15 protein-coding genes are annotated in these 18186 nt (G+C 64.0%); 8 read left to right on the plus strand and 7 right to left on the minus strand.

The genetic code is table 11. From position 1 onward, the window contains the following. Positions 1-76: 76 nt before the first annotated feature. On the plus strand, positions 77-1915 hold the full coding sequence (locus tag Q2941_RS10550) for an ATP-binding protein (protein ID WP_458192406.1): 1839 nt from the start codon (positions 77-79) through the stop codon (positions 1913-1915). 33 nt (positions 1916-1948) lie between these two features. On the opposite strand, the gene Q2941_RS10555 is transcribed toward Q2941_RS10550, so the two are convergent. The 5 genes from Q2941_RS10555 to Q2941_RS10575 form a co-directional block, all read right to left on the minus strand. Then, complete coding sequence (locus tag Q2941_RS10555; RefSeq protein ID WP_458192407.1) at positions 1949-3574, minus strand: ABC transporter ATP-binding protein; 1626 nt, start codon at positions 3572-3574, stop codon at positions 1949-1951. Beyond that, on the minus strand, positions 3571-4401 hold the full coding sequence (locus Q2941_RS10560; RefSeq protein WP_027526813.1) for an ABC transporter permease: 831 nt from the start codon (positions 4399-4401) through the stop codon (positions 3571-3573). Before Q2941_RS10560 ends, Q2941_RS10555 begins: the two co-directional genes overlap by 4 nt. A gap of 1 nt (position 4402) precedes the next feature. Beyond that, positions 4403-5380, minus strand: a complete 978-nt coding sequence (locus Q2941_RS10565; RefSeq protein WP_458192408.1) for an ABC transporter permease — start codon at positions 5378-5380, stop codon at positions 4403-4405. A gap of 24 nt (positions 5381-5404) precedes the next feature. After that, on the minus strand, positions 5405-7021 hold the full coding sequence (locus Q2941_RS10570) for an ABC transporter substrate-binding protein (protein WP_458192409.1): 1617 nt from the start codon (positions 7019-7021) through the stop codon (positions 5405-5407). A gap of 149 nt (positions 7022-7170) precedes the next feature. Beyond that, entirely contained in the window at positions 7171-8364 is a 1194-nt protein-coding gene (locus Q2941_RS10575) for a urate hydroxylase PuuD (RefSeq protein ID WP_458192410.1), read from the minus strand. Between the two features lie 215 nt (positions 8365-8579). Between Q2941_RS10575 and Q2941_RS10580 the strand changes: the two genes are divergently transcribed. Further along, the gene (locus tag Q2941_RS10580; RefSeq protein ID WP_458192442.1) at positions 8580-9893 is read left to right on the plus strand and encodes a PQQ-dependent sugar dehydrogenase; all 1314 of its coding nucleotides are present in this window, start codon (positions 8580-8582) and stop codon (positions 9891-9893) included. A 249-nt stretch (positions 9894-10142) separates the two neighbouring features. Here Q2941_RS10580 and Q2941_RS10585 read toward each other — a convergent pair whose 3' ends face one another. Beyond that, complete coding sequence (locus Q2941_RS10585) at positions 10143-10943, minus strand: SDR family NAD(P)-dependent oxidoreductase (RefSeq protein WP_027526073.1); 801 nt, start codon at positions 10941-10943, stop codon at positions 10143-10145. Positions 10944-11196: 253 nt separating this feature from the next. On the opposite strand from Q2941_RS10585, the gene Q2941_RS10590 reads away from it, so the two are divergent. The 4 genes from Q2941_RS10590 to cyoD are packed head-to-tail and all read left to right on the plus strand — an operon-like array spanning position 11197 to position 15047. Beyond that, entirely contained in the window at positions 11197-12030 is an 834-nt protein-coding gene (locus Q2941_RS10590; RefSeq protein ID WP_027526072.1) for a cytochrome ubiquinol oxidase subunit II family protein, read from the plus strand. Next, a complete protein-coding gene (gene cyoB, locus Q2941_RS10595; protein WP_027526071.1) occupies positions 12020-14020 on the plus strand; it encodes a cytochrome o ubiquinol oxidase subunit I in 2001 nt (666 codons plus the stop codon). Before Q2941_RS10590 ends, cyoB begins: the two co-directional genes overlap by 11 nt. Further along, entirely contained in the window at positions 14020-14661 is a 642-nt protein-coding gene (locus Q2941_RS10600) for a cytochrome (ubi)quinol oxidase subunit III (RefSeq protein WP_027526070.1), read from the plus strand. The genes cyoB and Q2941_RS10600 overlap by 1 nt, the downstream gene beginning before the upstream one ends. Further along, positions 14658-15047, plus strand: a complete 390-nt coding sequence (cyoD, locus tag Q2941_RS10605) for a cytochrome o ubiquinol oxidase subunit IV (protein ID WP_027526069.1) — start codon at positions 14658-14660, stop codon at positions 15045-15047. The genes Q2941_RS10600 and cyoD overlap by 4 nt, the downstream gene beginning before the upstream one ends. Before the next feature lie 73 nt (positions 15048-15120). Here cyoD and Q2941_RS10610 read toward each other — a convergent pair whose 3' ends face one another. Further along, positions 15121-15909: a thermonuclease family protein gene (locus Q2941_RS10610; protein WP_027526068.1), complete on the minus strand. Its 789-nt coding sequence runs from the start codon at positions 15907-15909 to the stop codon at positions 15121-15123. A 197-nt stretch (positions 15910-16106) separates the two neighbouring features. Between Q2941_RS10610 and Q2941_RS10615 the strand changes: the two genes are divergently transcribed. Further along, positions 16107-17705 carry a GMC family oxidoreductase gene (locus Q2941_RS10615; protein WP_458192411.1) on the plus strand — a complete coding sequence of 533 codons (1599 nt, stop codon included), beginning with the start codon at positions 16107-16109 and terminating at the stop codon, positions 17703-17705. Positions 17706-17714: 9 nt separating this feature from the next. After that, the gene (locus Q2941_RS10620) at positions 17715-18164 is read left to right on the plus strand and encodes a hypothetical protein (RefSeq protein ID WP_027526066.1); all 450 of its coding nucleotides are present in this window, start codon (positions 17715-17717) and stop codon (positions 18162-18164) included. The last annotated feature ends 22 nt before the right edge of the window (positions 18165-18186 follow it).

The raw sequence follows: 18186 nt of genomic DNA on the forward strand, positions 1-18186 counted from the left end.
TTCATGCTATTATTCTAGCCATGCTCTGGCCTTGGCACCAGAAAATGCGCCTGCGAGCATGGAAGACTTAGCGCCAATGTCAATCCTTGCTTCGGGCCATATCTTGCGGTGGTTTGCACGGCCGCTGATCCCAGTGGTCGCGGGGCTCGTCATTCTGCTCGCAGTGACCGGGATTCTCGGCCTGCGCTACTGGCGCGATCGGGAGGCGCTCAATGTTTCGCTCACGCACAGCCGCAACGTGTTCGAGACGTTCGATCGTCTCAAAGCGATCATCGCCGACCTGGAAGCCGAAAGGCACGGGTATCTGCTCACTCTCGACCCGGCCTATCTGAAGGCTTACGGCGTCTCTGACGAAAGCGTGCGACGGCAGGCCGAGGCGCTGCAGGCGCTCGTCGCGAAGGATCCGTTGCAGAGCCTTCGCGCCGAGCATCTTGCCTTGACCCTTTCGGCGAAGCTCAAGGAGATCGACGACATCGTCAAGACGGCGGCGCGCGAATCCGGGCTGGCGGCGCTGGCGATGATTCGCGGCATGGAAGACATCCGATCGCAAATCGATTTGATGGTCGATCAGGAACGGCTCCGCCAGGTCGATCTCGACAAAGCCGCCGACGAGCTCGAGCAGCGCAGGACCCGGCTCACCATCGCGACTGTCGTTTTCGTCGTCGCTTTGGCCGGTGCGGCGCTGGCGCTGGCGCGCATCGAGGCGAGACGGCGGCGGATGGCGACCGAGGAGAACGTCCAGCTCCAGAGCGACCTCCTCGCGCGCGACACGAAGATCCGGCGCCTGTTCGATTCCAACATCATCGGGATCATCATCTGGGATCTGGAGGGACGCATTTTCGAAGCCAACGATGCGTTCTTGAGGATCGTCGGATATGACCGCGAGGACCTTGCCGCGGGCCGTCTGCATCGCGCCACGCTCACACCGACCGAATGGCATGGCCACGACGCGCAGCACGTCGCCGAGCTCGAGCGGATCGGGACCGTCCAGCCGTTCGAGAAGGAGTATTTTCGCAAGGACGGCAGCCGCGTGCCGGTCCTGATCGGTGGAGCAATGTTCGAGGACAACAGAAGCCAGGGCGTCGGCTTCGTTCTCGATCTGAGCGAGCTCAAGCGGGTGGAGGCCGAGGCGCGCGAGAACGAGCGGCGCTATCGCGAGGCCCTGATGGAGCTCGCGCACACCAACCGCGTCACGACCATGGGCGAGCTGACCGCATCGATCGCTCACGAAATCAGCCAGCCGATCGCTGCCACTGTGGCGAACGCGCGAGCCGGGTTGAACTGGCTCGGCGCGCGGCCGCCCAATCTGGACGAAGTCGGACAGACGCTGGGCTGGATCATCAGCGACGGCATGCGGGCCAGCGATATCATCAGCCGAATCCGTGCCCTCATCAAGAACGCGCCGCCGCAGATGGAGGACCTGGAGATCAATCAGCTGGTGCGCGAGGTCATGACCTTGACGCACAGCGAAGTGCTGAAGCACGACGTCACGGTGCGGATGCAGTTCGCCGAAGGCTTGCCACCCGTCCAGGCGGACCGGGTTCAGCTCCAGCAGGTGGTTCTCAACCTGATCATCAATGCCGTCGAGGCGATGAGTCACGTCCGCGGAGGCGCGCGCGAGCTGTTCATCTCCACCGGCAGGAACGATACGAACGGCGTCGTCATCAGCGTACGGGATTCCGGCCCTGGGCTCGATCCGAAGAGCGTGGGCCGCGTGTTCGAGCCGTTCTACACCACCAAGTCTGAAGGCATGGGGATGGGGCTCGCCATCTGCCATTCGATCATCGAGGCACATGGCGGGAAGATGTGGGTCGGCGCGAACGAACCGCGAGGGGCGGCGTTCCAGTTCACCCTGCCTCTGGCCCAGGAGACCGCGCGCATCGGAAAGGCCGCTCCGGCGCCGGCATTGGGCTGAAGCGCCGCGGCCAATTGGCGCAAGTCCGCTCCGTTACACGGCCCTCTGATGCTTCCGTGCGAACGCGCCGCCCGGGACCGAGGCGAGCAGCGCTTGGGTGTAAGGATGTTGCGGCCGGCCGAACACGTCAGCCACCAGCCCGTGCTCGACGATCTCGCCGTCCTTCATGACCGCGACGAGGTCGCAGACCTGCGCCGCAACGCGCAGGTCGTGGGTGATGAAGACGATCGAGAGCCCGAGCCGTTCGCGCAATTCGCCGAGCAGTTTCAGGACCTGTGCCTGCACCGACACGTCGAGCGCGGATACCGGCTCGTCCGCGATCAGGACGTCCGGCTTGAGTGCAAGCGCGCGTGCGAGCCCGATGCGCTGGCGCTGGCCGCCGGAGAATTCGTGCGGGAAGCGGTCGCCGGCAGATGGGTCGAGCCCGACCAGCGCGAACAGCTCCCTGGCTTCAGTCATGGCGATCGCGCGCGGCGTGCCGTGGACGATCGGACCCTGTGCGACCAGCTCCGCAGCCTTGCGCCGTGGATTGAGCGAGGCGAAGGGGTCCTGGAACACCATCTGGATGTGACGGGTTTCGCGGCGGATCTCGTCGCGCGGCAGCTTCGCCCAATCCTTGCCGTCGAGCAGGATCGCGCCGTGGTCGGGATCGATCAGACGCACGATGCAGCGCGCCAGCGTCGACTTGCCCGAGCCGGACTCGCCGACGATGCCGAGCGTCGCGCCCTTGGGCAGCGTCAACGACGCGTCCTTCACCGCCGCGGTAACACGCGCACCGCGGCCGAGAAAGCCGCCGGTGCGATAGGTCTTGGCAACGTTGGTGATGGTGAGGATGCTGTCCGATGACAGCGGCCGCGGCGGCGGCGCCGTCAGCGGCGGGACGGCGGCGATGAGCTGCTTCGTGTAGGCGTGGGCCGGGCGGTTCAGCACGTCATCGGCCGTGCCTTGTTCCACGATCTTGCCGTGCTGCATCACCACGACGCGGTCGGCGATCTCGGCGACGACACCGAAATCGTGAGTGATGAACAGCACCGCCGTCTTCTTGCGCTGCTGGAGATCGCGGATCAGCTTCAGGATCTGCGCCTGCGTGGTGACGTCGAGCGCGGTGGTCGGCTCGTCCGCGATCAGCAGCTTTGGGTCGAGCGCCAGCGCCATCGCGATCATCGCACGCTGGCGCTGGCCGCCGGAAAGTTCGTGCGGATAGGCCTTGGCCGCAGCCCTCGGATTGGGGATGCGGACGTCTTCGAGCAGCGACAGCACCCGCGCGCCGATCTGCGCCTTGGAGAGATCGGTGTGGATCCGGAACATCTCTGCGATCTGGTCGCCGACGGTGCGCAGTGGATTGAGCGCGGTCATCGGCTCCTGGAAGATCATGGCAATACCGGCGCCGCGCACCTCGCGCATCGCGGCCGGATCGGTCGTGCAGAGATCGCGGCCGTCGAACATCATTCGGCCGGCCTCGATTCCGACCTCGCCCGGCAACAGCCGCATGATGGCGTTGGCCATCATCGACTTGCCGGAACCGGATTCGCCGACGACGCAGAGGATCTCGTTCGAGGCGATCGACAGCGACACGTCGTTCAGCGCATGCGAGCGATCGGCGCCCCTCGGCAGGAGGACGCTGAGGCCTTCCAGCGAGAGGACCGGTGCGTCGCTCATCGGCTCTTCAGCCTCGGATTGAGCGCATCGTTCAGGCCCTGGCCGACCAGCGAGACCGCGAGCACGGTGACGAGGATGGCGATGCCGGGAATAGCCGAGACGTACCACTGCACGCGCAGAACGTCGCGCCCGAGACCGATCAGGTTGCCCCAGGATGCGACGTTGGGATCAGAGAGCCGCAGGAAAGCGAGCGCGCTCTCGAGCAGGATCGAGAGTGCCATCACCACGCTGGCATAGACGATCACCGGCGGCAGCGCGTTGGGCAGGATCTCGCCGAGGATGAGCTGGAGGTCCCTCATGCCGAGCGTGCGCCCCGCCTGCACGAATTCGCGGTTGCGCAGCGACAGGAACTCGGCGCGGGTCAGCCGTGCCGGCGCCGGCCAGGACACGATGCCGATCGCGATCGTCACCGTCGTCAGCGTGGAACCGAACACGGCGACCAGCACCAGCAGCAGCACGAAATTCGGCAGTGTCTGGAAGGCTTCCGTGATCCGCATCAGGATATTGTCGACCCAGCCGCCATAGTAGCCGGCAAATGCCCCGATCAGCGTGCCGATGGCAACGGCGATCACGGTGGCGACGCCCCCAATCAGCAGCGAGATCCGCGCGCCGTAGAAGATCTGCGCCGCGATATCGCGTCCCGAATTGTCGGTGCCGAGCGGGAAGCGTGGATTGGTGAACGGCCACACCAAGGGACGACCGGCGAGCGCCAGCGGATCGCGCGGATAGAGCACGCCGGCCGAGATCGCCATCGCGATCACGGCGAGCAGGAGCACGAGGCCGATCACGGCCGCCGGGCTGCGGAAATAGCGCTTTGCGGCGTCCATCTCAGCCCTCCGCCGAGATGCGCGGGTCGAGCCGCGCGTAGAGGAGGTCAACGACGAAGTTGACGACGATGACCAAGAGCGCCGAGACGAAGACGATGCCGAGCAGCGTGTTGAGATCGCGCTGGATCACGGATTCATAGGCGAGCCGCCCAAGGCCCGGCAGCGAGAACACGCTCTCCACCACCACCGAGCCGCCGAGCATGGTGCCCGCCTGCAGGCCGATCAGCGTCACCATCGGCAGCAGCGCGTTGCGCAGCACGTGTTGCGTGACGACGCGGGTCTCGTCGAGGCCCTTGGCGCGCGCGGTGCGGACATAGTCGAGGTTCAAGACCTCGAGCATCGAAGCGCGCATGATGCGCAGGTAGATCGCAAGGAAGATCAGCCCGAGCGTCAGCGTCGGTAGGATGAGGTGGCGCGCGATGTCGATGATGCGGAAGATGCCGGTCCGCACCTCGCCGATGTCCTCGAAGCCACCGGCGGGAAGCCATTGCAGATAGATCGAGAACGCGACGATGGCCATCAGGCCGAACCAGAATGAGGGCGTGGCGTAAAAGATCAGGCCGAACGTCGAGATCAGCGTATCGGGCCATTTGTTGACGGCGCGCGAGGCGATCACGCCGAACACCAGGCCAAAGAAGAACGCGAAGGACAGCGAGGCCGTCATCAAGAGGATGGTCGGCGGCAGCCGTTCCATGATCACGGTCGCGACCGGCTTGCCGTAGATCGATGAGAAGCCGAGATCGAGGCGCACCAGGTGCCAGAGATAGTTGGCGAGCTGCGCCGGGACCGAGAGGTCGAGGCCGTAGAACTTACGCAGCTCGTGCGCGGTCGCGGCATCGCCGCCACCCATCTGCGCCATCAGCGCGTCGACGGTGTCTCCCGGCGCGAGTTGCAGCAGCAGGAAGACGCCGATCAGGATCAGGAACAGGGTCGGGATCGAGGCGGCGAGCCGCCGCCCCGCAAGGCCTATGATGCGCATAGCATCATCTTGACGAAAAACGGATCACGCGGAAAGCCAAAGATCGTGCCAGCTCGACGAGCCCCAGCGCGGTGTGTTGGAGTGGTTGCGCACCTTGGCCGTGATCACGGTGACGAAGATCTGCTCGATCGGCATCCAGACCGGCAGCTCCGTGTTCACCTCCTTGACGAACTCGGCATAGAGCGCCTTGCGCTTGGCGGGATCAAGTTCGGTCAGGGCATTGTCGATAGTCTGGTCGACCTGTTTGTCCTCCCAGCCCCACTGGTTGGTCCACGGCGCGCCACTAGGCTGGCCGGAGCGGTACCACACCGTGGTCGAGACGGCGGGGTCGTTACGATATTGATGCCAGCCGGTGGCAAGATCGAAGGCGTGCTCGTCGTAGACCTGCTTGAGGAAGCCGCCACCGTCATTGCGCACGATGTCGACGGTGATGCCGACATCCTTCAGCGACTGCTGGATGAAGGTCGACCACAGCGAGATGTCCTCGCCCCAGGGCGCAGGCAGGAGCTTCAGCGAGAAGCGTGCGCCGCCGGCGCCCGCCTTGTAGCCGGCCTCATCAAGAAGCGCGGCCGCCTTGGCCTTGTCGAACGGATATTGCGGCGTGCCCGTGCCGGGATAGAAGTCCGTCGAGGTCGACGGAATCGGACCGGTACCGAGCTTGGCGAAATCGCCCAGGAAGTTGTCGATGAAGAAGGGTACGTCGATCGCATGTGCAATCGCGCGGCGCACGCGGATATCGGACAATTCCTTGCGACGGAAGTTGAACTCGATGGTGTTGGTACGCGCGTTGCCTTCGTTGCCCTTGGTGGTGACGATGAAGCGCTTGTCCTTCCCCAATCGCGCCATGTCGGAGATCGTCAGGCTCGAGAACGGGCAATATTGCAGTTCGCCGGCTTCGAGCTGGGCTGCGGCAGCTGAACGATCGGTGATCACCTTCCAGACGATGCGGTCGAGATAGGGCGCATTGGGCCGCCAGTAGTCGGGGTTGCGGTCGGCGATGATGTATTGGCCGCGCTCATATTTGACGAACTTGAACGGGCCCGTGCCGACCGGCGCGAGATTGACCGGGTTCTGCCTGATATCGCCGCTCTCGTAGAGATGCTTCGCGGAGATATAGCCGAGATCGGGCAGCGCCCGGAGCAACAAGTTCAGCGGCATCGGCCGCTCGTAGCGGAATACGGCCGTCTGCGGATCCGGCGTATCGACGGCGGTGAGGAAGAGCTGCAGCGTCGAGCCGTAGTTCAAAATCTTCTTCCACATGTTCATCGCGGTGAACGCGACGTCTTCGGATGTGAAAGGCTTGCCATCGTGCCAGGTGATGCCCTTGCGCAGCTTGAACGTGATGGTCTTGCCATCGGGCGAGGACTCCCAGCTCTCGGCAAGCACGCCGACCGGTTTTCCATCGGCGCCGAGATCGACGAGGCTCTCCTGGATCTTGCCGCTGATGATGTAGACGCCGGTGGAAGCCTGGATGCTCGGATTGAGCTGGCGCTGCTCGGCGCCGTAGTGGACGTTGAACACGCCGCCCTTCTTCGGGGTCTCCTGCGCAAACGCTCGCATCGGGTTGACGACGTTGGCGGCGATTGCCGCCGAGGTCAGGAGCGCCGTGCGGCGGTTGATTTCGAGGCGGGTCAAATCCATACGACGTCTCCAAACTGACTTAAAGGCCGACCTGTGGCCGCACGGTTCCCTATCTACGCTGGACGGGCGCTCAAGTCATTTTGAAATGGTCTGCAATTGCGGAATATCCTTCCGCAAAACGCCGCATGGACGCGTCGGCGCTCGCAGCGTCAGCGGTCGGTCTGCGTGATATAGGCCGCCAATACCGCACGCTCGTCGCTGGTCATCTCGGTAATGTTGCCCGGCGGCATCGCGCTGGACCATGCAGCGACGCGTCCGATCAACCTGATGTTGCGCTGGATGTGCTGGGGTGCATCGAGCAGGATGCCCTTTGGCGCGGTGACGATGCCGGACCACACGGGTTCTGCGGCATGGCACATGCTGCAGCGGGACATCACGATCTCCTCGACATTGGCGAGCGTCGGCTGCGCGGCAAGCGCGCCTGTCTTCACCTCGCGCGGGCCGGCGGCGGAGAGAAAGCCGATCGCGATCACGCCGACCGCTGCGACGCCCCACACCCACCAAGGCGATTTGCGTCCCGCATGGCGCTCGTTGAAGAAGTGCCGGATCACCGGCCCCAGCGCCAGCACGATCGCGACGATGATCCAGTTGAAGCGCGTTGCGTAGAGCAGGGGATAGTGGTTGCTGATCATCAGCACGACGACGGGGAGCGTCAGATAGTTGTTGTGGACCGAGCGCTCCTTGCTGGTCTTGCCGAGTCTGGGATCGGGCGATTGTCCCGCGATCAGAGCGGCGACGATTTTCTTCTGATTGGGGATGATCACCGCGAAAACGTTGGCCACCATAATTGTGCCGATGATCGCGCCGATCTGGTTGAACGCGCCGCGGCCGCTCAGCACATGCGTGAAGGCATAGGTCAGCGCGACCAGGAACAGATAGCCGCCGATCGCAAAGCCGAGCTCGCGCTGGGCAAGGCCCGTGCGGCAGGCGATCTCGTAGAGCAGCCATGCCAGTGCAAGGCTGCAGAAGCTGAACAGGCCTGCCTGGATTGGCGTTAGGTCGAGGATCGACTTGTCGACCAGGAAGAGATCGGCGTCGAGATAATAGACCACCACCATCAGCGCGAAGCCGGAGAGCCAGGTGGTGTAGGCTTCCCATTTGAACCAGGTCAGCTCCTCCGGCATCTGGCTTGGGGCCACCAGATATTTCATGATCCGGTAGAAGCCTCCGCCATGCACCTGCCAGGCTTCGCCCTGCACGCCGTCAGGCAGGTCGCGCTTCGGCTTCAGGCTGAGGTCGAGATGGATGAAGTAGAAGGAGCTGCCGATCCATGCGATCGCTGCCACCACATGCAGCCAGCGCAGGAGCAGGCTCGCCCATTCCGAGATGATGGATCCCCACATGCTTACCCCATACGTCGCGACGTCGATGCCGCAGCTTTGATGACCGCAACCGGCGGCCGCGCCCTTACAATGTGTCGCACCGATCGATGGGATTTTCCAGCAGGACGGTATTACGCATTGCACATCCTGCGGGCATGAGCTGATGTGCGATTCGGCACTCGAAGGCTGCGGAGGAACTCGTGACGAAGCATCTTGGACGGCCGGCCAAGCCCGCATTGACGTCCGCATTGTTCGTGGCTGTCATCGGCACGGTTGCGTCGGCTGAACCCGTGCTGAAAGGCAAGGAGGCTTTCGGCAGTTGGCGATCCGACAAGCCGGGCACCGTCAGGCTGATCCGGCCGCAGGATCTTCCGGCACCGGGCGCATCGCGATCGGCCGCCAATGCCTCGTCCGTGGTAGCGCGGCCCGCCGAAGCGACGCCCCTCGTGCCAGAGGGGTTCAAGATCGAGCTGCTTGCCGAAGGGCTTTCAGGTCCGCGCATCCTGCGGGTCGCGCCGAACGGCGACATCTTCCTTGCAGAGACGAGGGCAGGGCGCATCCGCGTGCTGCGCGCGGAAGGCGCGAAGATCGTGGCGAATGAGATCTTTGCCAGCGGGCTGAACCGCCCGTTCGGCATCGCCTTCTTTCCGAACGGCGACAATCCGCAATGGGTCTATGTCGCCAACACCGACGGTGTCGTCCGTTTCGCCTATCGTAGCGGCGACCTCAAGTCATCCGGCAAGCCGGAGACGGTCGTCGCGAACCTCGCGCATGGCACCGGCCATTCCACCCGCGACATCGTCTTCACGCCTGATAACAAGCGCATGTTCGTCTCGGTCGGCTCGGCCGGCAATGCCGGCGAAGGCATGGGCAATCCGCCTGGCGGGCTCGAGGCGTGGTCACGTGCGCAGCCGCTCGGTGCGCCCTGGGGCTATGAGGCGGAGCGCGCAGCGGTGCTGGCCTTCGATGCGAACGGCAAGAACAGAAAGTTCTACGCCACTGGCATCCGCAACTGCGTCGGCCTCGCCATCGAGCCGCACAGCGGCCTGCCCTGGTGCTCGACCAACGAGCGCGACGGCCTCGGCGACGATCTCGTGCCGGATTACGTGACGAGCGTGCGGGAGGGCGCGTTCTATGGCTGGCCGTGGTTCTATATCGGCGCCAACCAAGACCCGCGCCATGCCGGCGCGCGGCCCGACCTGAAGGACAAGGTCACGATTCCCGACGTGCTGCTCCAGCCGCATTCCGCATCGCTCGGCATGACGTTCTATCAGGGCAGCAATTTCCCGGCCGACTATCAGGGCGACGCCTTCGCCGCCGAGCACGGCTCATGGAATAGGTCCAAGCGCACCGGCTACAAGGTCATCCGGATCAAGATGAAGGACGGCAAGCCGACAGGCGAGTACGAGGATTTCGTCACCGGCTTCGTCGTCAACGATAGCGATGTGTGGGGCCGTCCGGTCGGAGTCGCGGTGGCGAAAGACGGTGCGCTGCTCATCTCGGAAGACGGCAACGGCACAATCTGGCGCGTGACGCGCGCGCCGCAATGACGCTGGACCCTCCCCGACAAGGGGAGAGCTTGAAGCACACACGCCAAGTGCGCGATGCGCGTTGCTGCGCCCTCTCCCCTTGTGGGAGAGGGCAATTCGACTGGTAGACGCGATCGCAATGGGGTGAGGGGTCTGTCTCCGCGAGCGATTCTTTTTTGCAGTTCAGCCAGCGGATAGAGACCCCTCATCCGGCGCTTCGCGCCACCTTCTCCCACAAGGGGAGAAGGGAAGGCATCACGCTCGCTTCGGCTATCCTCTTATCACACTCGCCCCACCATCCACCGGGAGGGTCACGCCGGTGATGAAGTTCGCTTCGTCCGAGGCCAAAAACAGCGCGGCGTTCGCGACGTCCCAGGCGGTGCCCATCTTCCGGCGCAGCGGCACCTTGCTGTCGCGCTCGGCTTCGACTTCGGCGCGGGTCTTGTGCCATTCGCGGGCGCGGGTGTCGACGGCCATCGGGGTGTTCATCAGGCCCGGCAGGATGACATTGGCGCGGATGCCGTATTCGGCGTTCTGATAGGCGAGCTGTTCGGTGAAGGCGATCATCGCCGACTTCGTCGCCTTGTAGGCGACGTAAGGATAGGTCGTGATCGCGGCCATCGAGGAGATGTTGATGATTGCGCCGCTTCTTTGCGTCCGCATGATCGGGATCACCTCCTTCGCCGCCAGGATGCAGCTCTTCAGGTTGATGGCGACCACGCGGTCGAATGCCTCTTCGGTCAGCTTCAGGAGCTCGGCGTCGCCGCCGCCCAGACTGACGCCGACATTGTTATGCAGGATATCGATGCGTCCCCAGCGCGCTATCGCGTCGGTCACCATCGCCTTGATGTCGGTAGTCCTGGTCACGTCGGCCTTGAAGGCCGCGGCCGTGCCTTGGCTCGCCGCGATCATCGCGACGGTCTCCTGTGCCGATTCGAGATTGTGATCGACACAGACGACCTTCGCCCCCTCGCGTGCGAAGGTCAGCGCGGTGGCGCGGCCATTGCCCATGCCCTCGCCGGGGCTTTGCCCGGCCCCCACCACGATGGCGACCTTGTCGTTCAAGCGCATACGTTTTCTCCCTGCTTTTTCATCACGATAGCAATCGTTTCAAAGGTAGAGAAGATTGCATCCGTGCCGAGCGCCCGCGCGCGACGCGCGACGTCCCGTCAAACCTGCATGGCTCAGTTGTACGAGCCAAAGCGCGTGCGGGCGCAATCACTTGCAATTGCGCGGGAACCCGGTCACGCGAACGACGTTTGTTGCCGGTATCATTCCGCGCTAGGCTCTCCTCCGGGGCTTCCCAATCGCCAGTGGCTTGCCGATGAATCTGCTCGATCCACAAGGGCCTGTTGCTGTCGCCAACAGTACGATTCTCGTCGATTCCGTTTTCATCATGCTGACGATCGTGGTGCCGACGATCGTCGCCATCCTCGGCTTCGCCTGGTGGTTTCGGGCCTCTAATCCGCGGGCGCAGTATCAACCCGACTTCGTCTATTCCGGCCGCGTCGAGATGGTGGTGTGGGCGATCCCGGCGCTCACCATCATCCTGCTCGGCGGCGTCGCCTGGATCGGCTCGCACCAGCTCGATCCGCGAGCGCCGGTGCCGGGGACCGGCAGCCCGGTGCGCATCCAGGCGGTGTCGCTCGACTGGAAATGGCTCTTCATCTATCCCGACCAGCGTATCGCGACCGTCAATTCGCTGACGGTGCCGGCGGGCGCCGAGCTGAATTTCCAGCTGACGTCGTCGAGCGTGATGAACGTGTTCTTCATCCCGCAACTCGGCAGCATGATCTACACCATGAACGGCATGGTGACGCGGCTCAATTTGCGCGCCGACAATGAGGGCAAGCTCCAGGGCCTGTCGGCACATTTTTCCGGCGACGGCTTTCCCGAGATGATGTTCGACGTCAACGTGATCTCGCCGCTCGCCTTCCCGGATTGGGTGGCGACCACGGCGAAGTCCGACCAGGTGCTCAACGAGGACAGCTACAAGAAGCTGATGCAGCAATCCGTCGAGCGGGGCAGGCCGATCTATCGCCTCGCGGATCCCCGCCTGTTCGACATGATCGCCACCCAGCACATTCCGCCGGGGCCGGGCCCGCAACTGACCTCGGATGCCGGGCGGGAGCACAGTGGAGAGCACGATGCTCGGTAAGCTTGATTGGTCGGCGATCCCGTTCGACCAGCCGATCCCGCTGGTCGCAGGCGGCGTGGTGCTGGTCGGCATCCTCGCGGTGCTGGGCTGGGTCGTGGTGAAAGGGCATCTGCCCTATCTCTGGCACGAATGGATCACCAGCGTCGATCACAAGCGAATCGGCGTCATGTACATCCTGCTCGCTTCCGTCATGCTGCTGCGCGGGGGCAGCGACGCCATCATGATGCGGATCCAGCAGGCGGTGTCCTACCAGTCGCAGGGCTATCTGCCGCCGGAGCACTACAACCAGATCTTCTCGGCCCACGGCACCATCATGATCTTCTTCGTGGCGATGCCGTTCGTGATCGGCCTGATGAACCTCGTCGTGCCGCTTCAGCTCGGTGTGCGCGACGTCGCTTTTCCGACGCTGAATTCGGTTGGTTTCTGGCTGACTGCGACCGGCGCACTGCTGGTCAATGTCTCGCTTGTGGTCGGCGAATTCGCGCGCACCGGCTGGCTTGCCTTTCCGCCACTGTCGGGATTGACCTACTCGCCGGGCGTCGGCGTCGACTACTACGCCTGGTCGCTTCAGATCTCCGGCGTCGGCACGCTGGTGGCCGGCATCAACCTCGTGACCACCGTGCTGAAGCTGCGCACCAGGGGCATGAACTATCTGCGCATGCCGATGTTCTGCTGGACGACGCTGGCCTCGAACCTGCTGATCGTCGCAGCCTTCCCGATCCTCACCGCCACGCTCGCGATGCTGCTGCTCGACCGCTATCTCGGCTTCCACTTCTTCACCAACGAAGCCGGCGGCAATGTCATGATGTTCATGAACCTGATCTGGGCCTGGGGACATCCGGAGGTCTACATCCTCGTGCTGCCGGCCTTCGGTATCTACTCGGAGGTGGTATCGACCTTTTCCGGCAAGCCGCTGTTCGGCTACCGCTCGATGGTGCTCGCCACCATGGCGATCTGTGTCATCTCCTTCATGGTCTGGCTGCATCACTTCTTCACGATGGGCGCAGGTCCCGACGTCAACGCCATCTTCGGTATTGCCAGCATGATCATCGCGGTGCCGACGGGGGTGAAGATCTACAACTGGCTGTTCACGATGTATGGCGGCCGCATCCGCTTCGCGACGCCGATGCTGTGGTCGGTCGGCTTCATGGTGACCTTCATCATTGGCGGCCTGACCGGCGTGCTGGTCGCCGTGCCGCCGGCCGACTTCATGCTGCACAACAGCATGTTCCTGGTCGCGCATTTCCACAACGTCATCATTGGCGGCGTGCTGTTCGGCGCCTTCGCGGGCTTCGAATACTGGTTTCCAAAGGCGTTCGGCTTCCGCCTCGACGAGCGCTGGGGCAAGGCGGCCTTCTGGTTCACATTCACCGGCTTCTGGATCACCTTCATGCCGCTCTATATCGTCGGCATGCTCGGCATGACGCGGCGCATGCAGCACTACGACGTGGCGGCCTGGCGTCCCTGGATGTTCGTGGCGGCGATCGGCATGGCGGTGCTGACGATCGGCGTCGTCTGCCAGGTGATGCAGCTCGTCGTCAGCATCCGCAACCGCGAAGCCTTGCGCGACCGTACCGGCGATCCCTGGGACGGCCGGTCGCTGGAATGGGCGACCTCGTCGCCGCCGCCGGTGTTCAACTTCGCCTTCTATCCCGACGTGCGCGGCGAGGACGCCTATTGGGAAATGAAGGCAAAGGCCAAGCAGCAGCAATTCGAGCACGCCGAGCCCGAATATCAGGACATCGAGATGCCCCGGAACTCGCCGACCGGCTTCGTCTGCGCTTTCTTCGCCACCATCATGGGCTTTGCGTTGATATGGCACATCTGGTGGATGGTGATCGTCGGCGTGATTGGCGCGTGGGCGACCTTCGTCGTTTTCGCCTGGCGCGACCATGACGAATACGTCATTCCGGCCGCCGAAGTCGCGCGCATTGACCGTGCCAATCTCGAAGAACGACGCCATCTCGTCAGCCTCGCGGGGACTGTCTGATGGCAATCACCGCAACCGCAGGGCACGCGCACGCCGACCCGCATCACATCGGGCTCGTGGTTGAGCATCTCGGACCGGCGCCGAAGCGTATCGTGACCGCCTACGGCTTCTGGGTCTTCCTGCTCTCCGACATCGTGATGTTCTCCTGCTTCTTTGCAGCCTATGCGGTGCTGGTCGGCCAGACTGCCGACGGCCCGAAGGGCTCAGAGATTTTCGAGCAGCGGAACGTGGCAATCGAGACCGTCTGCCTGCTGCTGTCGAGCTTCACCTGCGGCATGGCGAGCATTGCCGCAGACGTGCGCAACCGGCTCTGGTTCTATCTCGGCATGGCCGTGACCTGTGTGCTCGGCCTTGCATTCCTCAGCATCGAATTCCGTGAATTCGCCGACCTGGTTTCCCGTGGTTATGGCCCGTCGCGCAGCGCGTTCCTGACCGCGTTCTTCTCGCTCGTCGGGTGCCACGGCCTGCACGTCTCGGCCGGCGTGCTGTGGCTCCTCACCATGATGGCCCAGGTCTTCGCCAAGGGCTTTCGTGCCGACATCCTGCGCCGCATGATGTGCTTTGCTCTATTCTGGCACGCGCTCGACATCATCTGGGTCGCGGTGTTTTCCGTCGTCTATCTGCTTGGAGGCGCGCCATGAGCGATCTGTCACAGCATGGTGTCCATGAGCACGACCTCGCTCCCGGCGAGGAAGAGCAACACAGCGTCAGCACCCGGATCATCGGCTATGTCGTCGGCCTGGTCCTTGCGCTCCTGCTTACCGCGACCTCGTTCTTCATCGCCGGCACCAATTTGGTCTGGCAGCCCTCGATCCCCATCGCCATCATCGTGCTCGCAATCGCCCAGATGGGCGTGCATCTCGTATTCTTCCTGCACATCACCACCGGCCCCGACAACACCAACAACGTGCTGGCGCTGGCGTTCGGGCTGCTGATCGTCTTCCTGGTGGTCGGCGGCTCGGTGTGGATCATGTCGCATTTGAACGAGAACATGCCATCGATGGACCAGATCATGCGGATGCAGTGAGGGCCAGCGTGAGGTAGCTGCCTCTTTCCCTCGCCCCGTTCTTACGGGGAGAGGCGAAGCAAGCCCCCTCAGATCATTTCGGCCGGCGGCAGTTGTAGGCCTTGCGGAAGCCTGCGGCCAACGCGTCGTCCTCCGAGCAGAACCAGCGATCCGGCTTTGTCGTCGCCGGATAGCTCGGGCAGCCCCGCAAATGATAGATGCCGATATTGCCGGTGACGCGTGCGCGTACGGCGAGCTTGCCCTTGATGCTGCAATTCGGCGGCATGGTCAGTTCGTCCGGAAACAGCACCGCGCGGATCTCCTTGTCGCGGTCGGCGCGGCAGGCGGCGCCGAGCAGTGCGCCGTCCTTCTTGCCGGTGCGAAATTCCTGCGGTGCAACAAAGCAGCCTTTCCAGATGCCGGCCGAATTCGTCTTGGCCTCCGCGGCGGCCGGCTTGACGTTCGCCTTGACCGGCTCGCGCGCGACGGCAAAGCCGAGGCGGACGAGCTGCTCGTTCAGGCTCGTCTTGTCGCCCTCGGCCGTGCAGATGGCGCGGTGGCGCTTGCCAAAGCTCTTCTCCGGCCCGACATCGTCGCAGCGTACGTTGCGGCCGTTGATCAGCTTTGCGAGCTGATCGCGCGCCTCCAGCCCGCAGGTCCAGGGATCGGCGTGGTCGTCGATGCAGACCTGGTCCAGTTCCGGCGCGTCGACACCGTCTAGCCGGTAGGTCGCGTCCCCGAGCTGGATGGAGTTGCCATCCCGCACCGTTGCACTGGCCGTTAAGGCGAGGCTGGACCCGGTATCGGCGACGCAACCGAGGATCGCGAGAAGCAAAACAAGCGCGGCAGCGCGGGCGGTGGCAAAGGCATTTTGGAAGGACATACGTTCTCGCTATCGATTTGCACTTTCGCGAGGGTTCTCTAGCATCTCGACATTGCAACACCAATGGTCTGCGCCCAGCGAAGCCTGACATTCGTCCCCTGCGGCTTTACTCACCGGCCGCTCTGACCCTATCGTTTGACGCTACACGCAAGGCTCAATCGCCCGGGAAGCGGCGAGGGCGGGAGGATGACTTTGGCATGAACGACCCCGTGGACGTCCTGATCATCGGCGCCGGTGCCTCCGGAGCCGCGGTCGCCTGGTCACTCGCCGAGACCAGGATGCACATTCTTTGCCTCGAGCAGGGCGATTGGATGAAGCCGGCGGATTATCCGAGCACCGGCCGGGACTGGGAAGCAAGGTTCTACGGCGAGTGGTCGACCAGCCCGAACATCCGCGGCCGGCCCGAGGACTATCCGCTCAACGACGACAGCTCGCCGATCAAGGTCGTCAATTTCAATGCGGTCGGCGGCTCGACGGTGATGTACACCGCGCACTGGCCGCGGCTGCATCCGTCCGATTTCAGGGTGAAGACGCTGGACGGCGTCGCTGACGACTGGCCGATCGACTACGACACGCTGGTGCCGTTCTTCGAGGAGAACGACCGCATCATGGGCACATCGGGCCTGTCCGGCGATCCGCTCTCGCCGCTGACCCATCCGCCGATGCCGCCGCAGCCGCTCGGGCTCTCCGGTCCCCTCGTCGCCAAGGCCATGAACAAGCTCGGCTGGCACTGGTGGCCGTCGGATACGACGGTTGCGACGATGGATTACGAGGGCAGGGCGCGCTGTATCAATCTCGGCCATTGCACCCCGGCCTGCGCGCAAGGTGCAAAAGCCTCGACCGACATCACCTATTGGCCGCAGGCGATCCGCGCCGGCGTCGAGCTGCGCACCCATTGCCGGGTGCGCGAGATCACGACCGACGAGAACGGCATGGCCTCGGGCGTTGTCTATTACGACAAGGACGGCGTTGAGCAGTTCCAGGGAGCGCATGTCGTCATCATCGCATGCAACGGCGTCGGCACGCCGCGACTTCTGCTGAACTCGGCCTCAGGCCGCTTCCCGAACGGGCTTGCCAATTCATCAGGCCTCGTTGGCAAGAACCTCATGTTCCACCCTTACGCGCAGATCTACGGCTATGTCACGGAGCCGACTGACAGTAATCGCGCGCCGCCGACCTGTCTCTGGAGCAAGGAGTTTTACGACACCGACCTGTCGCGCGGCTTCGTGCGGGGCTACGGCGTCCAGTTCGTGCGCGGCGCAGGACCGGTGTTCGAAGCCGTCGTCAGTGAGCAGAAGGGCATTCTGCCGTGGGGCGCGGATCATCACCGTGTGTTCCGCAAGCTCAACGGCCATCGGCTGGGATTCTCCGCGATCTGCGAGGACCTGCCGGAAGAGCACAATCGGGTCACGCTCGACCCAGTGCTCAAGGACAGCCACGGCATTCCCGCGCCAAAGATCGATTACGCCATCAGCGAGAACAGCCGGAGGATGATGGAGCATGCGCTCGCCCGCGGCCGGGAGTTTCTCGAAACGGCAGGCGCCACCGATATCTGCGTCAACAGTCCGATCCCCTGGGGCGGCTGGCACCTGCTCGGCACGGCGCGGATGGGCGCCGACCCCCAGAGCTCCGTGGTCAACGAATGGGGCCGCTCGCATGACGTCAAGAACCTGTTCATCGTCGACGGCAGCGTCTTCGTCACCTCGGGCGGGGTGAACCCGACCTCGACCATCCAGGCCATCGCGCTCTACGTCGCCGACCAGATGAAGCAGCGCCTCGCCAATCTCTTCGATTAGAGGATCGCCATGCCTGATCAGCTCACCCTCACGCCGCGGCAGCGCCAGGACCTGCGCACCATCGCCGCGATGATCATCCCGGCGAGCGAGGAATACCGGGTGCCCGGCGCGGATGATGAACTCATCCAGGCCGACATCCTCGCGACCCTCGGCCGCGATGCCAAGCCGGTGGCCACGGCGCTGGATCATCTCGCCCGCCTCGCCGGCATGCCGCTCGCCGACCTCGATCCGGCCGCGCGGGACGGCGTCATCAGCACATTCCGCGCCGACGGCGGCGCACCGGCCGCAACGCTCGTCCGCGTCGTGCTGCAATGCTACTACCGCGACGACCGCGTGCTGCGTTCGCTGGGGCTCGAGCCGCGCGCGCCTTTCCCCAAAGGGCACGTGCTGGAGGACGGCGATTGGTCGCTGCTCGACCCGGTCAAGGCCCGAGCTCACGCGATGCGTCAGGTCAGTTAAGCAGTTCGTGAAGAGCGGCCTG

It is taken from the genome of Bradyrhizobium sp. UFLA05-153, assembly GCF_054185185.1.